The sequence below is a fragment of the Streptomyces inhibens genome, assembly GCF_003389455.1.
In the GTDB taxonomy this organism is placed as follows: Bacteria; Actinomycetota; Actinomycetes; order Streptomycetales; family Streptomycetaceae; genus Streptomyces; species Streptomyces inhibens.
On record NZ_QUAC01000454.1, the window covers coordinates 1 to 18,919 of the forward strand.

Genomic DNA, 18,919 nt, shown 5'->3' on the forward strand with positions numbered 1-18,919 from the left:
CCGGCCCGCCCGCCACCGGCCCTTCGGCCGCCGTGCCTGCCGCCGGCACCAGCCGGACCCCCGCCCCGATGACGTACACCGTGTAGTAGGCGAGCAACAGCCCCGTCAGCAACGGCACCCCGCCCGGCGCGGAGTGCACCATCCGGCCCATCCGACCCATCTGACTCATGTGCTCCGCGGGCACCATCATCGCCACCGCCATGTACACCATGGCCCACGCGCCCACCGCGTGATGCAGATGCCGCCGCAGCAGCGCCCACAGGCCCGCCGCCCCGAAGGCCGTGGCGAACAGCCACGGCGACCACGCCGGCGGCGCCACGGCGGACGCCGGCAACGCCATCGCCGCCATCCCCAGCGCCATCAGCCCCTCACCGCGCACCTCGACCCGCTGCGCGGCCGGACCGCTGCGCGCCCGCGCCAGGCAGTACGCGCCGGCCCCGGTACACAACAGCACCAGCAGCCAGCCGGCCCACAAAGATCCGTGCACGGAGCACCTCCCTTGGGGCCAGTCCTCGCACCCGTACGCATCGCGTGCAGGATTCCCGCCCGGCGCCCCGCACATGGGAGCGCACGGACGCAAAGGGGGGAGCGCGCAAGGGGCGCCGGCGTCGCGGGACGGGCGGCCGGTCAGGGCCGGTAGCGCAGCGGATGGTCCGCCGGTACCTCCGTCAGCACGAGGCGATGGCCGTCCGGGTCGGCGATCCACATCTCGATAAGACCCCACGGCTCCCGTACGGGCGGCCGCAGCACCGCCACCCCGCGCGCCACCAGCTCCTCGTGCGCCGCCGCCGCGTCCGCCACCTGGAGCCACAGTTGGAGGGTGTCCGTGGCCGGATCCGTGGCGCTGCCGGAGACCTCCAGGAAGCCGCCGCCGAGGAAGTACACCGTGCCGCGCTCGGGCCCGGTACCGAACTCCCGGTAGATCTCCAGCCCCAGCGCCTCGCCGTAGAACGCCCGTGACCGCTCGGGATCGGATGGCCGCAACAGCACCCTGCTGCTCAGTACGTGCACCATGGGGTGGACCCTACGCCGCCGCCCCCGCGTGTCCGGGCCTCGCCACCGCACGGCCGTGACCAAAGTCCCTGACACGGCGCACATGCCTCTTGTTAGCCTCCTTTCAGCCATTCGTCCGGCCTTGAGAGGACCCCGCGCACCATGCCCACCAGCGAGCTGACCTTCCGTACCGCCCTCGACGCCGATATCCCCGGGCTCGTCGAGCTCATCGAGTCGGCCTACCGCGGGGACGCGAGCCGGGGCGGCTGGACGACGGAGGCGGATCTGCTGGAGGGGCAGCGCACCGACCCGGAGGGCGTCGCCGCCGTGGTGGGCAACGAGACCGGCCGGCTGCTGGTCGCCGAGCGGGACGGCCGGCTGATCGCCTGCTGCCAGCTCGAACACCGCGGGGACCACGCGTACTTCGGGATGTTCGCGGTACGCCCGGAGCTCCAGGGCGGCGGCCTCGGCAAGGTGATCATCGCGGAGGCCGAGCGGATCGCCCGGGACACCTGGGGCTCGCGCGAGATGCAGATGACGGTCATCCGGCAGCGCGCGGAGCTGATCGCCTGGTACGAGCGCCGCGGCTACCGGCGCACCGGACAGCTCACCCCGTTCCCGTACGGCGATGAGCGGTTCGGCATCCCGCAGCGCGCCGACCTGGAGTTCGAACTGCTGGTCAAGCCGCTTACAGCCGCCGCGCCTCGATGATCCGCTGCAGGAACCGCCGGGTGCGCTCGTGCTGCGGATCGCCGAAGACCTGCTCGGGAGTGCCGCGCTCCAGCACCACCCCGCCGTCCAGGAAACACACCTGGTCGGCGACCTCCCGCGCGAAGCCCATCTCATGGGTGGCGATGACCATGGTCATGCCCTCCTCCTTCAGATCGCGGACGACGCCGAGCACCTCGCCGACCAGCTCGGGGTCGAGCGCCGCGGTGACCTCGTCGAGCAGCAGCAGCCGGGGCCGTCCGGCCAGCGCCCGGACGATCGCGACCCGCTGCTGCTGACCGCCGCTGAGCCGGTCCGGGTACTCATCGGCCCGCCCGCCGAGCCCCAGCCGCTCCAGCAGCTCACGGGCCCGCGCCTCCGCCTCGGCGCGCGGCACCTTGTGCACCCGGCGGGGCGCCAGCGTGATGTTGTCCAGCACGGTCATGTGCGGGAAGAGGTTGTAGGCCTGGAAGACCACACCGATCCGGCGGCGCACCGCGTCCGCGTCGGCCCGCGGATCGGTGATCTCCGCACCGTCCAGGAAGATCGCCCCGTCGTCGATCTCCTCCAGCAGATTCGCGCAGCGCAGCAGCGTGGACTTGCCCGATCCCGAGGCGCCGATCAGTACGGTCACGCTGTGCGGCGGCACCTCCAGGTCCACATCCCGCAGGACCACCGTGCCGCGCCCGTACGTCTTGCGTACGGACTCCAGCCGCAGCACCGGGCCACCGTCGGGCACCGCCCCGGCGGCCGGCACCGGTGTCTTCTCGGTCGTGCTCATACGATGCCTCCCTGGGCGCGCCGGCGGTCCATCCGGGCCGTGACCCAGTCCGTGAAGCGCGTCATCGGGATCGTCAGCGCGACGAAGACGAGCCCGGCCACGACATACGGCGTGAAGTTGAAGTCCTTGCCGGCGATGATCTGCGCCGCGTAGACCGCGTCCACCGCGCCCGCGATGGACACCAGACCGGTGTCCTTCTGCAGCGACACCAGATCGTTCAGCAGCGGCGGCACCACCCGCCGCACCGCCTGCGGCAGCACCACAAAGCGCAGCGCCTGTCCGCTGGAGAGCCCCAGCGACCGGGCCGCGGCCCGCTGCGAGGGGTGCACCGATTCGATGCCGGCCCGGAAGACCTCGGCCACGTACGCCGAGTACGTCAGGACCAGCGCGGAGCCGCCGAGCACCACCGGATCGGTGGTCACGCCCTGCAGCCGTAGCGCCGGAACGCCGAAGACCACCATCAGCAGACAGATGATCAGCGGCAGTCCGCGGAAGAAGTCGGTGTACGCGGTGGCCAGCGCGCGCAGCGGGAAGAACACCGGGCCGTGCAGCGTCCGGGCCACCGCCAGCAGCAGCCCGAGCACCAGCACCGCCGCCCCGCACACCACCAGCAACTGCAGATTCAGCAGCAGCCCCTCCAGCACCTTCGGCAGCGCCTTGCGTGCGTACTCGGCGCTGAAGAAGGTCTCCCGGGTGCGCGGCCAGCCGGGGGAGCCGGTGATGACAAGGAAGAGGACGATGGCGGTGACGAGGGTGCTCAGCGCGGCGACGGCGGTGGCACGCCGGGCCCTGGCCCGCTTGAAGCGCTCCCGCTCGATCCGCCGCTGCGAGGGCGCATAGGCCTCGCCGGCCTGCTCCGGCATCTCGGCCGGCTCCTTCAACAACCCTTTGCGGTACGTCACTTGAGCACCGGGACGTCCACGGCGTCGGTCAGCCACTTCTTCTCCAGCGCGGCGAGCGTGCCGTCCTTGCGCAGGGCGTCCACCGCGGCCGTCACACACCCGGTGATCCGGCTCTCCTTGTCCAGGACGAGCCCGAACTGCTCGTTGGCGGCGCCGGTGAGGGCGAACTGGCCGACCACCTCGGCGTCCCGCACCTCCGCCGAGGTGATGTAGAAGGCCGTGGGCAGATCGGTGAGGATCGCGTCGACCTGGCCGTTCTTCAGCGCGGACTTGGCGAAGTCGTTCTTCTGGAAGGGAGCCACGGGCCGGGTCGGCCGGATGGTGTCGTTGGCGACGTCCAGGCTGGTGCTGCCGACCTGCGCGCCGAGCTTGACGTTCTTGAGGTCGGCGATGCTCTTGGCGTGCGCGGCCTTGGAGCCCTTGAGCGCGATGACCGCCTGCCGTACGTCGTAGTAGCCCGAGGAGAAGGCGACGGCCCGCTTGCGCGAGGCGCTGATGGAGATCTGGTTGATGTCGAAGTCGAACTTCTTCTCGCCGGGCGCGAAGGCGTTGTTGAACGGCACGGTCTGCCAGCGCACCGCGCCCTTGCCGTAGCCCAGTTGCTCGGCGACGGCGTAGGCGACCGCCGATTCGAAGCCCTTGCCGTTGGCCGGGTCGTCGTCGTGGAACCACGGCGCGTACGCGGGCTTGTCGGTGCCGACGGTGAGCTTGCCGGCCGCGACGGTGGCGAGTTTGCCGCGGTCACAGCTCTGCTTGCCCTGCCCGGCGGCCCGCGAGCCACCGGGGGACGCGTCCTGCGGGGCACAGCCGACGGCCGCGGTGAGCAGCACGACGGTGGCGCAAACGGCAAGCTGAAGGGGGCGGTTGGCGAGGCGCATGGCGGGAGAGTGGCAGTGCGCGAGGCCATCTGTCGAGATCATCGGGGAAAACGTCCACATGCTGGAAGGACGTTGCGCGTCTGTGAACTGCGGGTTTCTCCGTGCGCCGGGGCGTACCGGACCACGGAACGCCCCGCCCCGTGATCCGGTACGCCCCGCCCGGCTCATGCCGTGCCGCGCACCCTCACGCGGTGAAGCGCACCGCCCGCCGGATCTCCGGCAGGTCGGTCACCACACCGTCCAGCCCGAGGCCGCGCGCGAGCCGCAGCTGGTCATGGGTGTTGACCGTCCAGGCGACGACCTTCAGATGCGCGGCATGCGCGCGCTCGACGAGTTCGAGGGTGAGCCGGCGGATGTTCAGCGAGAGCATCGTCGCGCCGACGGCCTGTGCGCGGTCGACGACATCGGCGCCGTAGCGGCTGCCGACCAGCGCGGTGCGCACCCCGGGCAGCAGCGTCCGGATCGCGGCCAGCGCCTCGTCGTGGAAGGAGATCACATCGACCCGGCCGACCAGATCGCGCGCCCGCATCACCTCGGCCAGCGCCTGCGCGGCCGCCACATCCTTGATCTCGGCCTGCAGCGGCGCCTTGACCGCCTCCACGACCTCCTCGAAGACGGGGATCCGCTCGCCCTGCCCGGCGTCCAGCTCACGCAGTTCGGCGAGGGTGCGCTCGGAGATCGGGCCGGCGCCGTCGGTGGTCCGGTCCACGTCCGCGTCGTGCATCACCACGAGCGCGCCGTCCTTGCTCAGATGCAGGTCCAGTTCGATGACATCGAGGCCCTCGTGTTCGGCGCGTACGAAGGAGCGCAGGGTGTTCTCCGGCTCCACGCCCATGATCCCGCGGTGTCCGATGGTGAGAAAGGACAAGGCTGCCTCGCTTCTGTCGGCTCGGTAGTGCTGTCGGCTCTCTGTCAGTGTCGACCGTCGACCGTCGGCAACGGTGGTACGAAATGGCGCACAGCCTAACGGCCCCGGGTGGCGTGAACGGGGCGCCGGACGGGACCGCGGTGTGTCCAGTACCGGTACCCGCCATATCCGGCTTCAGACCGCCTCACCCTTGCGTGGGCGAGTCCTCCGCGCGCTGACGCCTCCCGCGGCAAGCCGGTCCGGTCCGCCGGCACACCATCCCCCAGTGGGGTGAATCGGCCATTCCGTATATCTCCGAGGGCCGCTCCCGCACCGTGGACCGGGGGTCGGGAGGGCGGATGTGATGAGCGCGACCGGCCCGTCCGGAGGCTTCCGTCCGCCGTTGCGGTCCCAGGAGAAAGCGCGGAAACCCTTGGCATTACTGGCAGGAAGTGGTGTTGGAGTAGCTCCCCACAGGAAAAATGATCGTGATCGCGGGGTGTCAACAGAATAATTTTCGGCTACCCCACTTGAGTGGACGATCCTTGGCTGGTTACGGTGTGCTGACAACACGATCTACCGCCGGAGGGCAGTCATGACGGAAATTCTTTCGCCTGTGGGTGTCCAGGGGGGCACTCTGACCGCAGAGCGTGTGGTCGAGCATCCGGCATGGCCCGTGCTCAAGGACGCGGTCGAGACCATCCGCCCCTGGCAGTCCAAGGACGGCTCCATCGACCTGGAGGCGGAGGGCGCGCCGTCCGCCGACGCCGTCCGCGGCGAGGTCGACCGCGTGATAGCGGCCGTCGCCGAGCTCGCCCCGCTGCTGCCGCACAACGCCGCCTACCACCAGGCGCTCGCCACCGACCTGCGCCGCTGGGCCGACGGCGGCTTCGGTGTGCCGGACTTCCTCGACTCGCTGCTCGCCTTCCAGCCCGCCCAGCAGCGCGCCGACGGCCTCCAGCACCTCGTGCTGTTCCCGATGTACACCCAGAACGGCAACCCGAACCGCAACTTCGAGGCCGTCGTCCTGCGCATGGTCTGGCCGGACTGGCTCGCCGAGCTGGAGCGCACCCGCTACGACAACGCCCTCTTCTGCGGCATCACCTTCGAGGACTTCACGGCCGGCTACGACACGCACTCCGCCGTGCTCTTCCCGGAGACCATCGCCGTCCGCGAGGCCCCCGAGCGCTTCAGCTGGGGCGGCATCTTCTGTGACCGCGAGGCCGCCCGCTTCCGCCGGGTCAGTGAGGCCGTCGTCGAGACGCTCGGCGTCGAACTTCCCGCGGACCTCCGCGAGATGCTCGGCGACCAGGAGCGCTGCCAGGAGGCGTTCGTCCTGTGGGACATGGTTCACGACCGCACCCACAGCCACGGTGACCTGCCGTTCGACCCGTTCATGATCAAGCAGCGCCAGCCGTTCTGGATGTACGGCCTGGAGGAGCTGCGCTGCGACCTCACCGCCTTCAAGGAGGCCGTGAAGCTGGAGGCCGAGGGGTACACCCAGGCGCGCGATGTGCAGTTCGCGGTGATCTTCGACCGGATGTTCCGGTTCCCCGTCAGCGGTGACCGGGTCCGTAACTACGACGGCCTGGGCGGACAGCTGCTCTTCGCGTACCTCCACAAGCACGACGTCGTACGCTGGACGGACAACACACTGCACATCGACTGGGAGCGGGCGCCCAAGGTCACCAACCAGCTGTGCGGCGAGATCGAAAAGCTCTACCGCGACGGCATCGACCGGCCCAAGCTGGTCCACTGGTTCGCCGCGTACGACCTCGTCTCGACCTATCTCGCCCCGCACCCGGGCTCGGTCTGGGCCAAGGGGCCGGACGCCCTCGACCTGGACCAGCCGCCGCGCAAACTCGTGGACGACGTGCTCCCCGACGAGTTCCCGCTGAGCATGTTCTACGAGGCGCTCGCCAAGAAGCTGCGCGCTGTGATCGCATCCACCAAGGGCATCACGGCCCACAGCGACGCTTTGGCGGCGGCGTGAGGACCGGCCGGAGCACCCGGCGGATGGCCGTCGAGGGACAGGACGAGGAGGCGACGGAGATGGTTACTTCGACGGGCGGCCAGGGGCCGCTGGAGGGCGCGGTCATCGCCGTGGCGGGGGCGGCCGGACCGGCCGGCCGCGCCACCCTGCTGCGACTGGCCGAAGCCGGCGCGGTGGTGGTCGGCTCGGACGCCAACCCCGAGCGGCTGGCGGAGGCCGTGGACGCGGCCCGCTACGCCCACGGCGGTGCCACGGTGATAGGGGACACCGTCGACCTGCTCGACCTTGACCAGGCCCGCGAATGGGCGGCCCGTACGGAGAAGGAGTTCGGCCGGATCGACGGCCTGGTCCATCTGGTCGGCGGCTGGCGCGGTTCGTCGACCTTCGCGGAGACCGACATCGCGGACTGGGACGTGCTGCACAAGCTGCTGATCCGCACCGTTCAGCACACCTCCCTCGCCTTCCACGAAGCCCTCGAACGCAGCGGCAACGGCCGTTTTCTGCTGATCAGCGCGGCCGGCGCCAGCAATCCCACCGGTGGCAACGCCGCCTATGCCGCTTCCAAGGCGGCCGCCGAGGCCTGGACGCTCGCCATGGCGGACGGCTTCCGCAAGTCGGGGGGTGAGCAGGGACCGCGCGCGGCGGCTGCCATCCTGGTCGTGAAGGCGCTCGTCAACGATCAGATGCGCGCCGAGCGACCGAACGCCAAGTTCGCGGGCTTCACGGACGTCACGGAGCTGGCCGAGGCCATCGCCGGGGTCTGGAGCCGGCCCGCCCAGGAAGTGAATGGACAGCGTCTGTGGCTGACCCCCGAGCCGTGACCGGAGCGAAGACCGACGCCCGGCAGCACCACGATCCTCAGATACGCGGCTTCGCCAGCGACAACTACGCGGGCGCCCACCCGGAGGTCCTCGCCGCGATCGCCCTCGCCAACGGCGGCCACCAGGTCGCCTACGGCGAGGACGACTACACCGAACACCTCCAGCGCGTCTTCCGCAGCCACTTCGGTCAGCGCGCCGAGGCGTTCCCGGTGTTCAACGGGACCGGTGCCAATGTCGTCGCGCTCCAGGCCGTCACCGACCGCTGGGGCGCGGTGATCGCCGCCACCTCCGCACATATCCACGTCGACGAGTGCGGCGCGCCGGAGCGGGTCGGCGGGCTCAAGCTGCTGACCGTACCCACCGAGGACGGCAAGCTCACCCCTGAGCTGATCGACCGCGAGGCGTACGGCTGGGACGACGAGCACCGCGCCATGCCGCAGGTCGTCTCGATCACCCAGAGCACCGAGCTCGGCACGCTCTACACCCCCGACGAGATCCGGGCGATCTGTGAACACGCCCATGAGCGCGGCATGGTGGTGCATCTCGACGGCTCACGGATAGCCAACGCCGCGGCGTCGCTCGATGTCCCGATGCGGGCCTTCACCAACGCCGTAGGGGTCGACATCCTCTCCTACGGCGGCACGAAGAACGGTGCGGTCTTCGGCGAGGCCGTGGTCGTGCTCAACCCCGACCGGGTGCGCGCGATGAAGCATCTGCGCAAGCTGTCGATGCAACTGGCCTCCAAGATGCGCTTTGTCTCCGTCCAGTTGGAGGCGCTGCTCGCCAAGGACCTGTGGCTGCGCAACGCCCGGCACGCCAACATGATGGCGCAGCGGCTGGCGGCCGGGGTGCGGGAGATCGACGGGGTGCAGATCCTCTACCCCGTGCAGGCCAACGCCGTGTTCGCGCGGTTGCCGCACGATGTCAGCGAGCGGCTGCAGAAGCGCTACCGCTTCTACTTCTGGAACGAGCAGGCCGGCGATGTGCGCTGGATGTGCGCGTTCGACACCACCGAGGAGGACGTCGACGGCTTCCTCGCCGCGCTCCGCGAGGAGATCGCCCGCTAGGGCGTGAAGCGCTGAGACCTGATCCACCTCTGCATCTGCATAGCTATGCGCCCGACCGAAAAGTCATTGACCTTCGGCCGGGCGCATCGCTACGCTCCCCGGGCATGGAGCTGATCCAGAACACCCCGGAGATCTCCGCCTACTTGGCGGCCAGTGACGTCATCGACCACGAGCACCCGCTCGTCCGGGCCACCGCGGCCACCCTGTCCGCCGACGCCCCCGATGCATATGCATACGCCAAGGCCGCCTTCGCATTCGTCCGCGACACCATCCCGCACAGCTACGACACCGGCGACGAGCGAAGCGAGATGGGGGTCCCCCCGGCCGAAGGCTGGGGGAGGGTCACCTGGCGCGCCTCGGACGTCCTCGGGCAGCGCACCGGCATCTGCTACGCCAAGTCGCATGCGCTCGCCGCCCTGCTCCGGGCGCGGGGCATCCCTGCCGCGCTCTGCTACCAGAAGCTCGGATTCGTCCACGGCCTGGTCGCCGTCAAGCTGCCCGGCGAGGAGCGCTGGGCGCGGCAGGATCCGCGGGGCAACATCCCCGGCATCGATGCGCAGTTCCGCCTCGACCGCGAACAGCTCGCCTACACCGCCCGCCCTGAGTGCAACGAACTGGACTATCCGGTGCTGTTTGCTGAACCGCACCCTGTCGTGCTCCAATGCCTCCGGGAGGCCGCCGACCGGCCTCACCTCTGGCAGCTACTCCCCACCGATCTCTGAGGAACGGCCCGATGTCCAGCCCCCTGCACGTCTCCGACATGCGGTGCCCCCTGCACGTGTCCGACGAGGTACGCGCCCTGGCACCCGGCTTCGGCTACCTCGCCGTCGAAGCGCACGGCCTGACCAACGGGCCCAGCGACGAGGCCGGCTCGGCGCTCCTGGACGAGGCCACCCGCCGCCTGGCCGAGCGCCTCGACGGGCGCGCCCCGCAGGACGACCCGCACATCGCCGCCTGGCGCGCCGCGTACACCGCCTTCGGCAGCAAGCCCTCGCGCACCCGCAACTCCGCCGAGGCACTGGCCAAGCGTGCCCTCGCGGACGGCGGTCTGCCGCGCATCAACCGCCTCGTCGACCTCTACAACGCCATCAGCGTCGCCCACCTCATCCCGGTGGGCGGCGAGGACCTGGACCGTATCCAGGGCCGGATGCGGCTCGTACGGGCCACCGGCGACGAGCCGTTCGCGACTGCGGCCGGCGGCGCCGAGGTCGTCGAGCACCCGGATGCGGGCGAGGTGGTGTGGTGCGACGACGAGGGCGTCACCTGTCGCCGCTGGAACTGGCGCCAGGGCGTGCGCACCCGCCTCACCGAGGACTCCGTCAGCGCCCTGTTCCTGCTGGAGCGGATGGCCCCGATGACCCTCGACGAGCTCGCGACCGCGGGCGCCGAGCTCGCCGAGGCGCTGCACAAGGCCTGCCCGGACGCCCGTATCGAGATCGGCGACATCTGGTCGCAGTGATCCGCCCCGGCCGGGCCCGGCTCCCGCCGCGGACCGGCCGGCTCAGCCGCCGAAGGCGAACGCCTTCGGCGGCAGCATCGCCCGGGGATCCGCCCCGCCGACCCACAGGCCCACCAGCAACGCCGTGGCCGCCTCGACCAGTCCGGCCCGCTCCAGCCCACCGGCCTCCACGGGCTCGCAGCCCAGGTCCTTCACCAGCCGGCCCACGGTCGCCAGCGCGCCCGGGTCGTCCCCGCACAGCGGCACCGCCAGCGGCTCACCGGCGAAGACCGGCGGCGCCATCCGCCAGACATCGATATGGCAGTGGCTGAACGCCTTGACGACCCGGGCGCCCGCCGCGAGCCGCGCGATCCGCTCGGCCATCGACACCCCGTCGCCGTGCGCCAACCGGAAGCCGTCCACCATCGCGTTGGTGCAGTCGATCAGCACCCGCCCCTCCAGCGCCTGCGGGCCGGCCGCCGCCAGCACCGCGGGCACGGCCTGATGGCTGACGGCCAGCAGTACCGCCTCACCGAACGCGGCGGCCTCGGACCAGCCGCCCGCCCGCGCCGCCGGCCCCAGCCGCCCCGCGAGCGCCGCGGCCTTGTCCGCGTCCCGCCCGCTGACCATCAGCTCGTGCCCCGCCCGCGCCCACTGTGTGCCGAGCGCGTCCGCCATCCCGCCCGAACCAAGAATCCCGATACGCATGCCGTACTCCTCCGGTCGTTGGATACCGGAGACCGTAGGGATTCCGACAGGCACCGAACGGTGCCCAACGACCGGCAATACTGGGCGCGATGACCCACCACCGCAGCGACCGCGCCCCGCAGGACGCCTTCCTCGCCGACTGCCGCGCCCGGCTCGCCTTCGACCTGATCGGCAACACCTGGAACGCCGTCGTCGTCTGGGCGCTGCGCGAAGGACCCAGCAGACCGGTCGCGCTGCGCACACGGATCGGCGGCATCAGCGCCAAGGTCCTCACCGAGACGCTGCGCCGGCTGGAACACCACGGGCTGGTCGCGCGGCATGCCTACCGGGAGGCGCCGCCGCGCGTCGAGTACGAGCTGACCGAGCTCGGCCGCAGCCTGCTGGAGCCGATCGACGCGTTCGGACGGTGGGCGTTCCGGCACGGCGACGAGATCGCTGCGGCCCAGGAGCGCGCGGAGGGCGGCCCCTGGGACGACGCGGTCTGAGCGCCGGCCGGGGTTACGCGATGGACCCGGGCGCCGCGGGCGCGGTGCCGCCGAGGTGGGCCGGGATCCACCAGGTGTCCTCGGGGCCCTTGGGGCGTACGGGGTAGGCGCGCTGGGCCGCCTCCAGCAGATCCTGCACCCGGGACCGCAGCCGGTCGGTGACCTTCTCGGCCTGCTCGGCCGGGTCGGCCTCCATCGGCTCGCCCACCCGGATCGTTATCGGGAAGTGGTTACGGCCCAGATCGCGCTTGTGGCCCTTGGTCCACAGCCGCTGGGTGCCCCACAGCGCCACCGGCAGCAGCGGCACCCCGGCCTCCTGGGCCAGCCGCGCCGCACCCGACTTGAAGTTCTTCAGGGTGAAGGACTCGGAGATCGTCGCCTCGGGGAAGACCCCGATGATTTCACCCGAACGCAGTGCGGACAGCGCATGCTTGTAGGCATGCATCCCCTGGCCGCGGTCCACGGGGATGTGCTTCATCGCGCGCATCAGCGGCCCCGACACCTTGTGCCGGAAGACCGATTCCTTCGCCATGAAGCGCACCAGCCGCTTGGCCGGCCGCGCCGTCAGCCCGGCGAAGACGAAGTCCAGATACCCGATGTGATTGCTCACCAGAACCGCCCCGCCACGACGCGGAATGTTGTCCGTCCCGGCGATGTCGAATTTCAGATCGAGCGCCTTGAAGAGGGTGCGGGCGGCGCCGATCACCGGCGGATAGACGAGCTCTGCCATTGTCCGGAGGACCCCTTTTCCGTGCCTGGGGAGGGTTCTCCCGGCGGATACCTACGCAGCCGTAACTGCGGCTTTCGGGAGATCGTGCCCGATGACGGCCGTGGCGGCCAGCGCGCCGGACGCCAGGACCGGGAGATTCTTGTCACGTGCGGCGCACGGACCGACACGGTTCAGCCGGCCGTTCTCCGGAACAGAAGGTACATCTCGCACCCCAGGCAGTACCCGAACACGGCGTTGAGGAAGGCCGCCGCGAGCGCGCAGCCGGTGGCCGCGAGCCCCAGCCACTGCGGCCCCACGAAGTAGCCGGCCAGCCCCACCACCGCGAAGAACAGCCCGACGCCCTGCGCGAAGCGCGGCGGCGCGGCGTCCTCGAACGCGGTCGGCGCCGACAGCCGCGGGCGCACCGCCACCTTGAACAGCCATGCGTAGGGCGACCGCTGGACGCCCGCCACCGCCCCGATGGCGAACACCAGCGCCTGGAAGGCCAGCAGCCGGCCGCTCCCGCTGATCAGCACGGCCGCCAGTACGACGGTCGTCAGCGTCGCCCCGAACCTCGGACCCCGTACGTCGATACTGTCGATAGGCATGCCCTCACCCTCTCGCAGACCGGGCCGCCCGCGGTGCCGGGAATCTTTGCGGTCTCATGAACGCTGGACCCGTCGATGACTGGATTCATGGTGTGCATGGCGGTGCTTGCGGCGGCGAGTGTCTTCGGCGTGTGGCACCAACGCCGCAATGGGAGGCTGACGGTGCGGGAGCGGGACGACACGGCGCGGCTGGGCGCGGCCGAGATCGGCGTGGAGCTGGGGGAGCGGGTCACCCTGCTGCAGTTCTCCAGCGCCTTCTGCCAGCCGTGCCGCGCCACCCGGCGCACCCTCACCGAGATCGCCGGGATGGTCGAGGGGGTGACCCATGTCGAGATCGACGCGGAGGCCCATCTGGACCTCGTACGGAATCTGAACATCCTGCGGACCCCCACGGTGCTGGTGCTCGACGCGGAGGGCGCGATCGTCCGCCGCGCCTCCGGGCAGCCCCGCAAGGCCGATGTCATCGCGGCGCTGGGCGCGGCCGTCCGTGATTGATCTCCCAGATGCCGGACGTGCCTTGACGCTGTGGGTCACGAATCGTCACTCTGACGTGATGCGGCCAGGACTCCTTCTCTACGGACGCGCCCACGTCGATCTTCTGCGGACTGCCAGTGCCCGCTGTCCGGGCGTGTGAGCAGCGACGACATCACTGCTGCCGGCAGCCGCACGGCCGTCGGCGGCTCCGCCCGGGCCCGTACTCCTCAGCAGAAGGACAACTCCATGACGGTCTCGCCCGACCTCGGCGCGCCTCGTACCGCCTCCCCTGAACTCCTGCGTTCCGTCTTCCGGCAGCATGCCGCCGGCGTCGCCGTGATCACCGCACACGGCTCCCGCCCCGTCGGCTTCACCGCCACCTCCCTGACCTCCGTCGCCGCCGAACCGCCGCTGCTCTCGTTCGGCATCGGCACCGGCTCCTCCAGCTGGCCGGCCGTCTCCGAGGCCGAGCACATAGGCGTCCACATACTCGGCGAGCACCAGCAGGAGCTGGCCGCCACCTTCGCCCGCAGCGGCGCCGACCGCTTCGGCCCCGCCACTTCCTGGCGCACGGGCCCCGAGGGCGTCCCCCTTCTGGAGGGCGTGCTCGCCTGGCTGGTGTGCAAGGTCGTCGCGCGGGTTCCGGCCGGCGACCACCGCATCGTGCTCGCCCAGCCGCTCGTCGGCGACCCCGCGGGGCCCGGCCGTCCGCTGCTGTATCACCAGGGCCGCTTCAACGCGCTGCGGGACTGACCGGTTCCCGCGGCACTTCGTCATTCCCCCGTCAGGGCCGTTGGCAAGGTCACATTTCGACGGCCTTGATTCGGGGCACAAGACTGGATGTACTGGCGAGTAATATGGCGGTCGGCGTGGGGAACCGCATCCGACCGGGAGCCGCCCCAACAGGCGCCTATGCTGCCAGCACAAGGCAGTTCTGAAGAGACGAAGCAGGTAGGAGAGCCGGCGTGAGCTTGAGGATCGTTGTCTGTGTGAAGTACGTGCCCGACGCCACCGGCGACCGGCACTTCGCCGAGGACCTGACCGTCGACCGTGACGACGTGGACGGTCTGCTCTCGGAGCTCGACGAATACGCCGTCGAGCAGGCCCTGCAGATCAAGGAAGCCGCCGACGACGCGGAGATCACGGTCCTGACCGTCGGTCCCGAGGACGCCAACGACGCGCTGCGCAAGGCCCTCTCCATGGGCGCCGACAAGGCCGTCCACGTCGAGGACGACGACCTGCACGGCACCGACGCGCTCGGCACCTCGCTCGTGCTCGCCAAGGCCATCGAGAAGACCGGCTACGACCTCGTCGTCTGCGGTATGGCCTCCACCGACGGCACGATGGGTGTGCTGCCCGCGCTGCTCGCCGAGCGGCTGAACGTCCCTCAGGTCACCCAGCTCTCCGAGGTCTCCGTGGCCGACGGCAAGGTCACCGGCCGCCGGGACGGCGACACCGCCAGCGAGCAGCTGGAGGCCGCGCTGCCCGCCGTTGTGTCCGTCACCGACCAGTCGGGTGAGGCGCGCTACCCCTCTTTCAAGGGCATCATGGCCGCCAAGAAGAAGCCGGTGGAGTCCCTGGACCTGGACGACCTGGACATCGACGCGGACGAGGTCGGCCTCGCGGGTTCCTGGACCAAGGTCGACGACGCCGCCGAGCGTCCGGCCCGTACGGCGGGCACGATCGTCAAGGACGAGGGCGAGGGCGGCAAGCAGCTCGCCGAGTTCCTCGCGGGCCAGAAGTTCATTTAAGGCCCGCCACCCTCTCAACCGCCCTCATTCTTCCCGCAGGAGAGCATTCCCATGGCTGAAGTCCTTGTCTACGTCGACCACGTGGACGGTGCCGTCCGCAAGCCCACCCTTGAGCTGCTCACCCTCGCCCGCCGTATCGGCGAGCCGGTGGCCGTGCACCTCGGCCCGAACGCCGAGGAGGCCGCGAAGGTCCTCGCCGAGCACGGCGCCGTGAAGGTCCTGGCCGCCGACGCCCCCGAGTTCACCGAGTACCTCGTCGCCCCCAAGGTCGACGCGCTGCAGGCCGCCTACGACGCGGTCTCCCCGGCCGCCGTGCTGCTGCCGTCCTCCGCCGAGGGCAAGGAGATCGGCGCCCGCCTCGCGGTCCGTATCGGCTCCGGCATCATCACCGACGCCATCGACCTGGAGGCCGGCGACGAGGGCCCGGTGGCCACGCAGTCCGTCTTCGCGGCCTCGTTCACCACCAAGTCCCGCGTCACCAAGGGCGCCCCGGTCATCACCGTCAAGCCCAACTCCGCCGCCCCGGAGGCCGCGCCGGCCGCCGGCACCGTCGAGCAGCTCGCGGTGACCGTCGCCGACTCCTCCAAGGGCACCAAGATCGTCTCGCGCACGCCGCGTGAGTCGACCGGCCGCCCGGAGCTGACCGAGGCCGCGATCGTGGTCTCCGGTGGCCGCGGCGTCAACGGCGCCGAGAACTTCCCGGTCATCGAGGCGCTCGCCGACTCGCTCGGCGCGGCCGTCGGCGCCTCGCGCGCCGCCGTGGACGCCGGCTGGTACCCGCACACCAACCAGGTCGGCCAGACCGGTAAGTCGGTCTCGCCGCAGCTGTACATCGCGGCGGGCATCTCCGGTGCGATCCAGCACCGCGCCGGTATGCAGACCTCGAAGACCATCGTCGCCATCAACAAGGACGCCGAGGCGCCGATCTTCGACCTGGTCGACTACGGCGTGGTCGGCGACCTCTTCGACGTCGTCCCGGCCCTCACCGACGAGGTCAAGTCCCGCAAGGGCTGAGCCCGTTCGGCTCGCCGGAGCCCACGGCCATCGCACGAGGCCCCGTACGCGCGGTGCGTACGGGGCCTCGTGCTGCCGTGGCCCGGGCGGGCGGCGACTCAGGTGTTCGGCAGCCTGCCCTTGCCCGGCTCACCGGCCGGTACCGGCTCCAGCACCGCGACATCCACCGGCGAGGCCAGCGCCTCGGCGATCTCCGCGCCCAGCGCCTCCAGGGCCGGTCCGGCCGAGTGCGCGTCGAGGGACGCATGGTCGACCCAGTTCTCCACCACGGTGACCCGGTCCTCGCCGGCGTGCACGGCATAGAGCAGGCATCCGGGCTCGGCGTGCACGGCGGGTGTGTGCCGGCGGAACGCGGCGAGGACGTCCTCGCGGCGGCCGGGCTTGGTCTTGATGGTGGCGACGACGACGGGCACGGGGCCTCCTGGGGTTGTGGGTGGATGTGATCTTGGAGAGAAAAGAGTGACCTTAGTCGCCCGTCACGCCGTCGATCCGCTCACGCAGCAGATCCGCATGGCCGTTGTGGCGCGCGTACTCCTCGATCATGTGGACGTAGACCCAGCGCAGGTTCAGCGTCCGGCCGCGCGAGGCCGCGAAGGTCTCGTCCAGCCCGCGGTCCGCCACCGCCTTGTCGCAGGCCTCGATCTCGGCGCGGAACGCTGCCACATTCGCCTCGGCGGCGGCCGGGTCGACGTCGTCGAAGTCGGCGTCGATGTTGTCCTCGGTGAAGTAGTGATCGCCGATGTCCTCGCCGAGGAAGCGCTTCCGGAACCAGGTGCGCTCGACGTCCGTCAGGTGGCGGACCAGGCCGAGCAGCGTGAGGGTGGACGGCGGGTTGCTCGCCGCGGCGAGCTGGTCGGGCGTGAGTCCGGCGCACTTGGCGAGCAGGGTGTCGCGATGGAAGTCGAGCCAGCCCTGCAGCATCTCCCGTTCGCCGGCCGCGGTCGGGAGTTCTCTGCGCTCGATGGGGGGTGCGATCCAAGTCATGAGGGTGAGTGTGGCGTTACCGGCCACGGCCCGCCACGGGGTTTCCGGAGGGCGACCGCGGGCCCGTGACCTGCGTCGCCTCGGGTGAGGGGTGTTGACCTCACCCATCGACCCGGTTAACTTCGCTATGCGGATTGTTGATTCCGTTACGCGGAAAACGCTCGATCGTCGGGCGTAAGCACCGGGAGGGTATCGAATGGGGCAGCAGGAGACCGTGGCGACGAGCCTCGCCGACACCGTACGCGAGGGAATCGGAGCCGCCCTCGCCGAGGTGGACGCGGATCTGGCGCGGCGCTACCCCGGCGACCCCGGCACCCGCCAGCCCGTCCACACGGTCTACGTCCCCGGCGACGTCTTCGCCGCCGACACCGTGCGCTCCTGGGGCGACCAGGCGCTCGCCGCCCTCGACGAGCACGCCCCCGACGCCGGCGCGCTCGCCGGCGTCCTCGGCATCTCCGACGAGCTCGCAGGGCCGGTCCACGACCGCGTCCGCGCCAAGCTGGAGCGCGAGCCGATCGAGGACCTGCGGATCGACTTCGAGGACGGCTACGGCCCCCGCCCGGACGCCGAGGAGGACGAGGCCGCGGCCCGCGCCGCCGCCCTGGTGGCCGCCGCCTACCGTGGGGGCACCTCCCGGCCGGAGGCTGGGGGAGGCACCGCGGCTCCCTACATGGGCATCCGGATGAAGTGCATGGAGGCCGCCGTCCGCGACCGCGGCATCCGCACCCTCGACATCTTCCTCACCGGCCTCATGGAGGCCGGCGGCCTGCCCGACGGCCTGGTACTGACGCTCCCCAAGGTCACCTACGCCGAGCAGGTCACCGCCATGGTCCGGCTGCTGGAGGCCTTCGAGAAGGCACGCGGCCTGGAGAGCGGCCGGATCGGCTTCGAGATCCAGATCGAGACCACCCAGTCCATCCTGGGCGCCGACGGCCGCGCCACCGTCGCCCGCATGATCGAGGCCGCCGAGGGCCGCGCCACCTCCCTGCACTACGGCACCTTCGACTACAGCGCCTCCTGCGGCGTCAGCGCCGCCCACCAGTCGCTGGACCACCCGGTGGCCGACCACGCCAAGGCCGTGATGCAGGTCGCCGCCGCGGGCACCGGCGTACGCCTCTCCGACGGCTCCACCAACGTCCTGCCGGTCGGCCCGACGACCCAGGTGCACGACGCCTGGCGGCTCCACCACGGCCTCGTCCGCCGCTCGTTGGCCCGCGCCTACTACCAGGGCTGGGACATGCACCCGGCCCATCTGCCCACCCGTTACGCGGCGGTGTACGCCTTCTACCGGGAGGGCCTGGAGCAGGCCGCGGCCCGTCTCGCCGCGTATGTGGCCAAGGCGGGCGGCGACGTCATGGACGAGCCCGCCACCGCCAAGGCGCTCAGCGGCTATCTGCTGCGCGGCCTGGACTGCGGCGCCGTGGACACCTCCGAGGTCGCCCGCCTCACCGGCCTGACCCGCGCCGACCTCGATGCGCTGGCGGGGCGGGCGGGGAAGACGGGCTGAGGGGGAGGTGGCGAGGGCGGCTGCGGGGGAGGTGGCGAGGGCGGCTGCGGGGGGAGGGAGCGAGGGCGGCTGAGGGGGCGGGCGGCTCTTCCGGTCGGCTTTCGCTTCTTGCCGCATCTTGCCGCTACCTCTGGCTTTCTTCCTGCCTTCCTTCTGCTTTCCTGCCTTCGTCCTGGTTTCCTCCGCCCTGTGTGCGACGCGGCTTTGGGGCCGTTGCCGTGGGATGCCGTCCCCCCCACCCCCGAACCCAC

23 protein-coding genes are annotated in these 18,919 nt (G+C 71.0%); 12 read left to right on the plus strand and 11 right to left on the minus strand.

Features of this window, described 5'->3' with window-relative positions:
• The coding region (locus DY245_RS39150) for a DUF5134 domain-containing protein (RefSeq protein WP_147318430.1) at window positions 1-487 on the minus strand (487 nt) is incomplete at its 3' end.
• A 140-nt stretch (window positions 488-627) separates the two neighbouring features.
• Entirely contained in the window at window positions 628-1,014 is a 387-nt protein-coding gene (locus DY245_RS39155) for a VOC family protein (protein ID WP_128511865.1), read from the minus strand.
• A 141-nt stretch (window positions 1,015-1,155) separates the two neighbouring features.
• Between DY245_RS39155 and DY245_RS39160 the strand changes: the two genes are divergently transcribed.
• On the plus strand, window positions 1,156-1,704 hold the full coding sequence (locus tag DY245_RS39160; RefSeq protein ID WP_128511866.1) for a GNAT family N-acetyltransferase: 549 nt from the start codon (window positions 1,156-1,158) through the stop codon (window positions 1,702-1,704).
• On the opposite strand, the gene DY245_RS39165 is transcribed toward DY245_RS39160, so the two are convergent.
• From DY245_RS39165 to DY245_RS39180, 4 genes are all read right to left on the minus strand, one after another.
• Window positions 1,682-2,482 (minus strand): amino acid ABC transporter ATP-binding protein, encoded by an 801-nt coding sequence (locus DY245_RS39165; protein ID WP_128511867.1) that lies wholly within the window; start codon window positions 2,480-2,482, stop codon window positions 1,682-1,684. The genes DY245_RS39160 and DY245_RS39165 overlap by 23 nt on opposite strands.
• Window positions 2,479-3,345 (minus strand): amino acid ABC transporter permease, encoded by an 867-nt coding sequence (locus DY245_RS39170; RefSeq protein WP_128511868.1) that lies wholly within the window; start codon window positions 3,343-3,345, stop codon window positions 2,479-2,481. Before DY245_RS39170 ends, DY245_RS39165 begins: the two co-directional genes overlap by 4 nt.
• A 35-nt stretch (window positions 3,346-3,380) precedes the next feature.
• The gene (locus DY245_RS39175; RefSeq protein ID WP_128511884.1) at window positions 3,381-4,262 is read right to left on the minus strand and encodes an ABC transporter substrate-binding protein; all 882 of its coding nucleotides are present in this window, start codon (window positions 4,260-4,262) and stop codon (window positions 3,381-3,383) included.
• Window positions 4,263-4,446: 184 nt separating this feature from the next.
• Window positions 4,447-5,130 (minus strand): glycerophosphodiester phosphodiesterase, encoded by a 684-nt coding sequence (locus tag DY245_RS39180; protein ID WP_128511869.1) that lies wholly within the window; start codon window positions 5,128-5,130, stop codon window positions 4,447-4,449.
• A 574-nt stretch (window positions 5,131-5,704) separates the two neighbouring features.
• Between DY245_RS39180 and DY245_RS39185 the strand changes: the two genes are divergently transcribed.
• The 5 genes from DY245_RS39185 to DY245_RS39205 all read left to right on the plus strand — a co-directional run bounded on the left by DY245_RS39185 (window position 5,705) and on the right by DY245_RS39205 (window position 10,449).
• Window positions 5,705-7,102: a DUF6421 family protein gene (locus DY245_RS39185; protein ID WP_128511870.1), complete on the plus strand. Its 1,398-nt coding sequence runs from the start codon at window positions 5,705-5,707 to the stop codon at window positions 7,100-7,102.
• Window positions 7,103-7,125: 23 nt separating this feature from the next.
• On the plus strand, window positions 7,126-7,923 hold the full coding sequence (locus DY245_RS39190; protein WP_425329505.1) for an SDR family NAD(P)-dependent oxidoreductase: 798 nt from the start codon (window positions 7,126-7,128) through the stop codon (window positions 7,921-7,923).
• Window positions 7,920-8,990, plus strand: coding sequence for a threonine aldolase family protein (locus DY245_RS39195; RefSeq protein WP_425329506.1), 1,071 nt, complete (start codon window positions 7,920-7,922; stop codon window positions 8,988-8,990). The genes DY245_RS39190 and DY245_RS39195 overlap by 4 nt, the downstream gene beginning before the upstream one ends.
• Window positions 8,991-9,094: 104 nt before the next feature.
• Window positions 9,095-9,712, plus strand: a complete 618-nt coding sequence (locus DY245_RS39200) for a transglutaminase-like domain-containing protein (RefSeq protein ID WP_128511873.1) — start codon at window positions 9,095-9,097, stop codon at window positions 9,710-9,712.
• Between the two features lie 38 nt (window positions 9,713-9,750).
• A complete protein-coding gene (locus tag DY245_RS39205; RefSeq protein ID WP_128511885.1) occupies window positions 9,751-10,449 on the plus strand; it encodes a B3/B4 domain-containing protein in 699 nt (232 codons plus the stop codon).
• A gap of 42 nt (window positions 10,450-10,491) precedes the next feature.
• Here the strand turns inward: DY245_RS39205 and DY245_RS39210 are convergent, their stop codons facing one another.
• Complete coding sequence (locus tag DY245_RS39210) at window positions 10,492-11,136, minus strand: NADPH-dependent F420 reductase (protein ID WP_128511874.1); 645 nt, start codon at window positions 11,134-11,136, stop codon at window positions 10,492-10,494.
• An 89-nt stretch (window positions 11,137-11,225) separates the two neighbouring features.
• Here DY245_RS39210 and DY245_RS39215 point away from each other — a divergent pair, with 89 nt between their 5' ends.
• The gene (locus DY245_RS39215; protein WP_128511875.1) at window positions 11,226-11,621 is read left to right on the plus strand and encodes a winged helix-turn-helix transcriptional regulator; all 396 of its coding nucleotides are present in this window, start codon (window positions 11,226-11,228) and stop codon (window positions 11,619-11,621) included.
• Window positions 11,622-11,634: 13 nt separating this feature from the next.
• Here DY245_RS39215 and DY245_RS39220 read toward each other — a convergent pair whose 3' ends face one another.
• A complete protein-coding gene (locus DY245_RS39220; RefSeq protein WP_128511876.1) occupies window positions 11,635-12,351 on the minus strand; it encodes a lysophospholipid acyltransferase family protein in 717 nt (238 codons plus the stop codon).
• 170 nt (window positions 12,352-12,521) lie between these two features.
• A complete protein-coding gene (locus tag DY245_RS39225; protein ID WP_128511877.1) occupies window positions 12,522-12,938 on the minus strand; it encodes a DUF4395 domain-containing protein in 417 nt (138 codons plus the stop codon).
• Window positions 12,939-13,013: 75 nt separating this feature from the next.
• On the opposite strand from DY245_RS39225, the gene DY245_RS39230 reads away from it, so the two are divergent.
• The 4 genes from DY245_RS39230 to DY245_RS39245 all read left to right on the plus strand — a co-directional run bounded on the left by DY245_RS39230 (window position 13,014) and on the right by DY245_RS39245 (window position 16,177).
• Window positions 13,014-13,433, plus strand: a complete 420-nt coding sequence (locus DY245_RS39230; protein WP_128511878.1) for a TlpA family protein disulfide reductase — start codon at window positions 13,014-13,016, stop codon at window positions 13,431-13,433.
• A 225-nt stretch (window positions 13,434-13,658) separates the two neighbouring features.
• Window positions 13,659-14,165, plus strand: a complete 507-nt coding sequence (locus DY245_RS39235) for a flavin reductase family protein (RefSeq protein WP_128511886.1) — start codon at window positions 13,659-13,661, stop codon at window positions 14,163-14,165.
• 212 nt (window positions 14,166-14,377) lie between these two features.
• Window positions 14,378-15,163, plus strand: a complete 786-nt coding sequence (locus tag DY245_RS39240; protein ID WP_128511879.1) for an electron transfer flavoprotein subunit beta/FixA family protein — start codon at window positions 14,378-14,380, stop codon at window positions 15,161-15,163.
• A gap of 51 nt (window positions 15,164-15,214) precedes the next feature.
• Window positions 15,215-16,177: an electron transfer flavoprotein subunit alpha/FixB family protein gene (locus DY245_RS39245; protein WP_128511880.1), complete on the plus strand. Its 963-nt coding sequence runs from the start codon at window positions 15,215-15,217 to the stop codon at window positions 16,175-16,177.
• A 98-nt stretch (window positions 16,178-16,275) separates the two neighbouring features.
• Here DY245_RS39245 and DY245_RS39250 read toward each other — a convergent pair whose 3' ends face one another.
• A complete protein-coding gene (locus tag DY245_RS39250; protein ID WP_128511881.1) occupies window positions 16,276-16,590 on the minus strand; it encodes a putative quinol monooxygenase in 315 nt (104 codons plus the stop codon).
• Between the two features lie 52 nt (window positions 16,591-16,642).
• Window positions 16,643-17,161, minus strand: a complete 519-nt coding sequence (locus DY245_RS39255) for a DinB family protein (protein ID WP_128511882.1) — start codon at window positions 17,159-17,161, stop codon at window positions 16,643-16,645.
• A 196-nt stretch (window positions 17,162-17,357) separates the two neighbouring features.
• On the opposite strand from DY245_RS39255, the gene DY245_RS39260 reads away from it, so the two are divergent.
• Window positions 17,358-18,668, plus strand: a complete 1,311-nt coding sequence (locus tag DY245_RS39260) for a DUF6986 family protein (protein WP_128511883.1) — start codon at window positions 17,358-17,360, stop codon at window positions 18,666-18,668.
• Window positions 18,669-18,919 lie beyond the last annotated feature (251 nt).

Bases quoted from the DNA above. Each gene is read 5' to 3' on its own strand.
- DY245_RS39160 (WP_128511866.1), top strand. From the start codon at position 1,156: ATGCCCACCAGCGAGCTGACCTTCCGTACCGCCCTCGACGCCGATATC.
- DY245_RS39220 (WP_128511876.1), bottom strand. From the start codon at position 12,351: ATGGCAGAGCTCGTCTATCCGCCGGTGATCGGCGCCGCCCGCACCCTC.
- DY245_RS39260 (WP_128511883.1), top strand. From the start codon at position 17,358: ATGGGGCAGCAGGAGACCGTGGCGACGAGCCTCGCCGACACCGTACGC.
- DY245_RS39225 (WP_128511877.1), bottom strand. From the start codon at position 12,938: ATGCCTATCGACAGTATCGACGTACGGGGTCCGAGGTTCGGGGCGACG.
- DY245_RS39165 (WP_128511867.1), bottom strand. From the start codon at position 2,482: ATGAGCACGACCGAGAAGACACCGGTGCCGGCCGCCGGGGCGGTGCCC.
- DY245_RS39170 (WP_128511868.1), bottom strand. From the start codon at position 3,345: ATGCCGGAGCAGGCCGGCGAGGCCTATGCGCCCTCGCAGCGGCGGATC.
- DY245_RS39215 (WP_128511875.1), top strand. From the start codon at position 11,226: ATGACCCACCACCGCAGCGACCGCGCCCCGCAGGACGCCTTCCTCGCC.
- DY245_RS39200 (WP_128511873.1), top strand. From the start codon at position 9,095: ATGGAGCTGATCCAGAACACCCCGGAGATCTCCGCCTACTTGGCGGCC.
- DY245_RS39185 (WP_128511870.1), top strand. From the start codon at position 5,705: ATGACGGAAATTCTTTCGCCTGTGGGTGTCCAGGGGGGCACTCTGACC.
- DY245_RS39205 (WP_128511885.1), top strand. From the start codon at position 9,751: ATGCGGTGCCCCCTGCACGTGTCCGACGAGGTACGCGCCCTGGCACCC.
- DY245_RS39230 (WP_128511878.1), top strand. From the start codon at position 13,014: ATGACTGGATTCATGGTGTGCATGGCGGTGCTTGCGGCGGCGAGTGTC.
- DY245_RS39190 (WP_425329505.1), top strand. From the start codon at position 7,126: ATGGCCGTCGAGGGACAGGACGAGGAGGCGACGGAGATGGTTACTTCG.
- DY245_RS39235 (WP_128511886.1), top strand. From the start codon at position 13,659: ATGACGGTCTCGCCCGACCTCGGCGCGCCTCGTACCGCCTCCCCTGAA.
- DY245_RS39255 (WP_128511882.1), bottom strand. From the start codon at position 17,161: ATGACTTGGATCGCACCCCCCATCGAGCGCAGAGAACTCCCGACCGCG.
- DY245_RS39210 (WP_128511874.1), bottom strand. From the start codon at position 11,136: ATGCGTATCGGGATTCTTGGTTCGGGCGGGATGGCGGACGCGCTCGGC.
- DY245_RS39245 (WP_128511880.1), top strand. From the start codon at position 15,215: ATGGCTGAAGTCCTTGTCTACGTCGACCACGTGGACGGTGCCGTCCGC.
- DY245_RS39175 (WP_128511884.1), bottom strand. From the start codon at position 4,262: ATGCGCCTCGCCAACCGCCCCCTTCAGCTTGCCGTTTGCGCCACCGTC.
- DY245_RS39155 (WP_128511865.1), bottom strand. From the start codon at position 1,014: ATGGTGCACGTACTGAGCAGCAGGGTGCTGTTGCGGCCATCCGATCCC.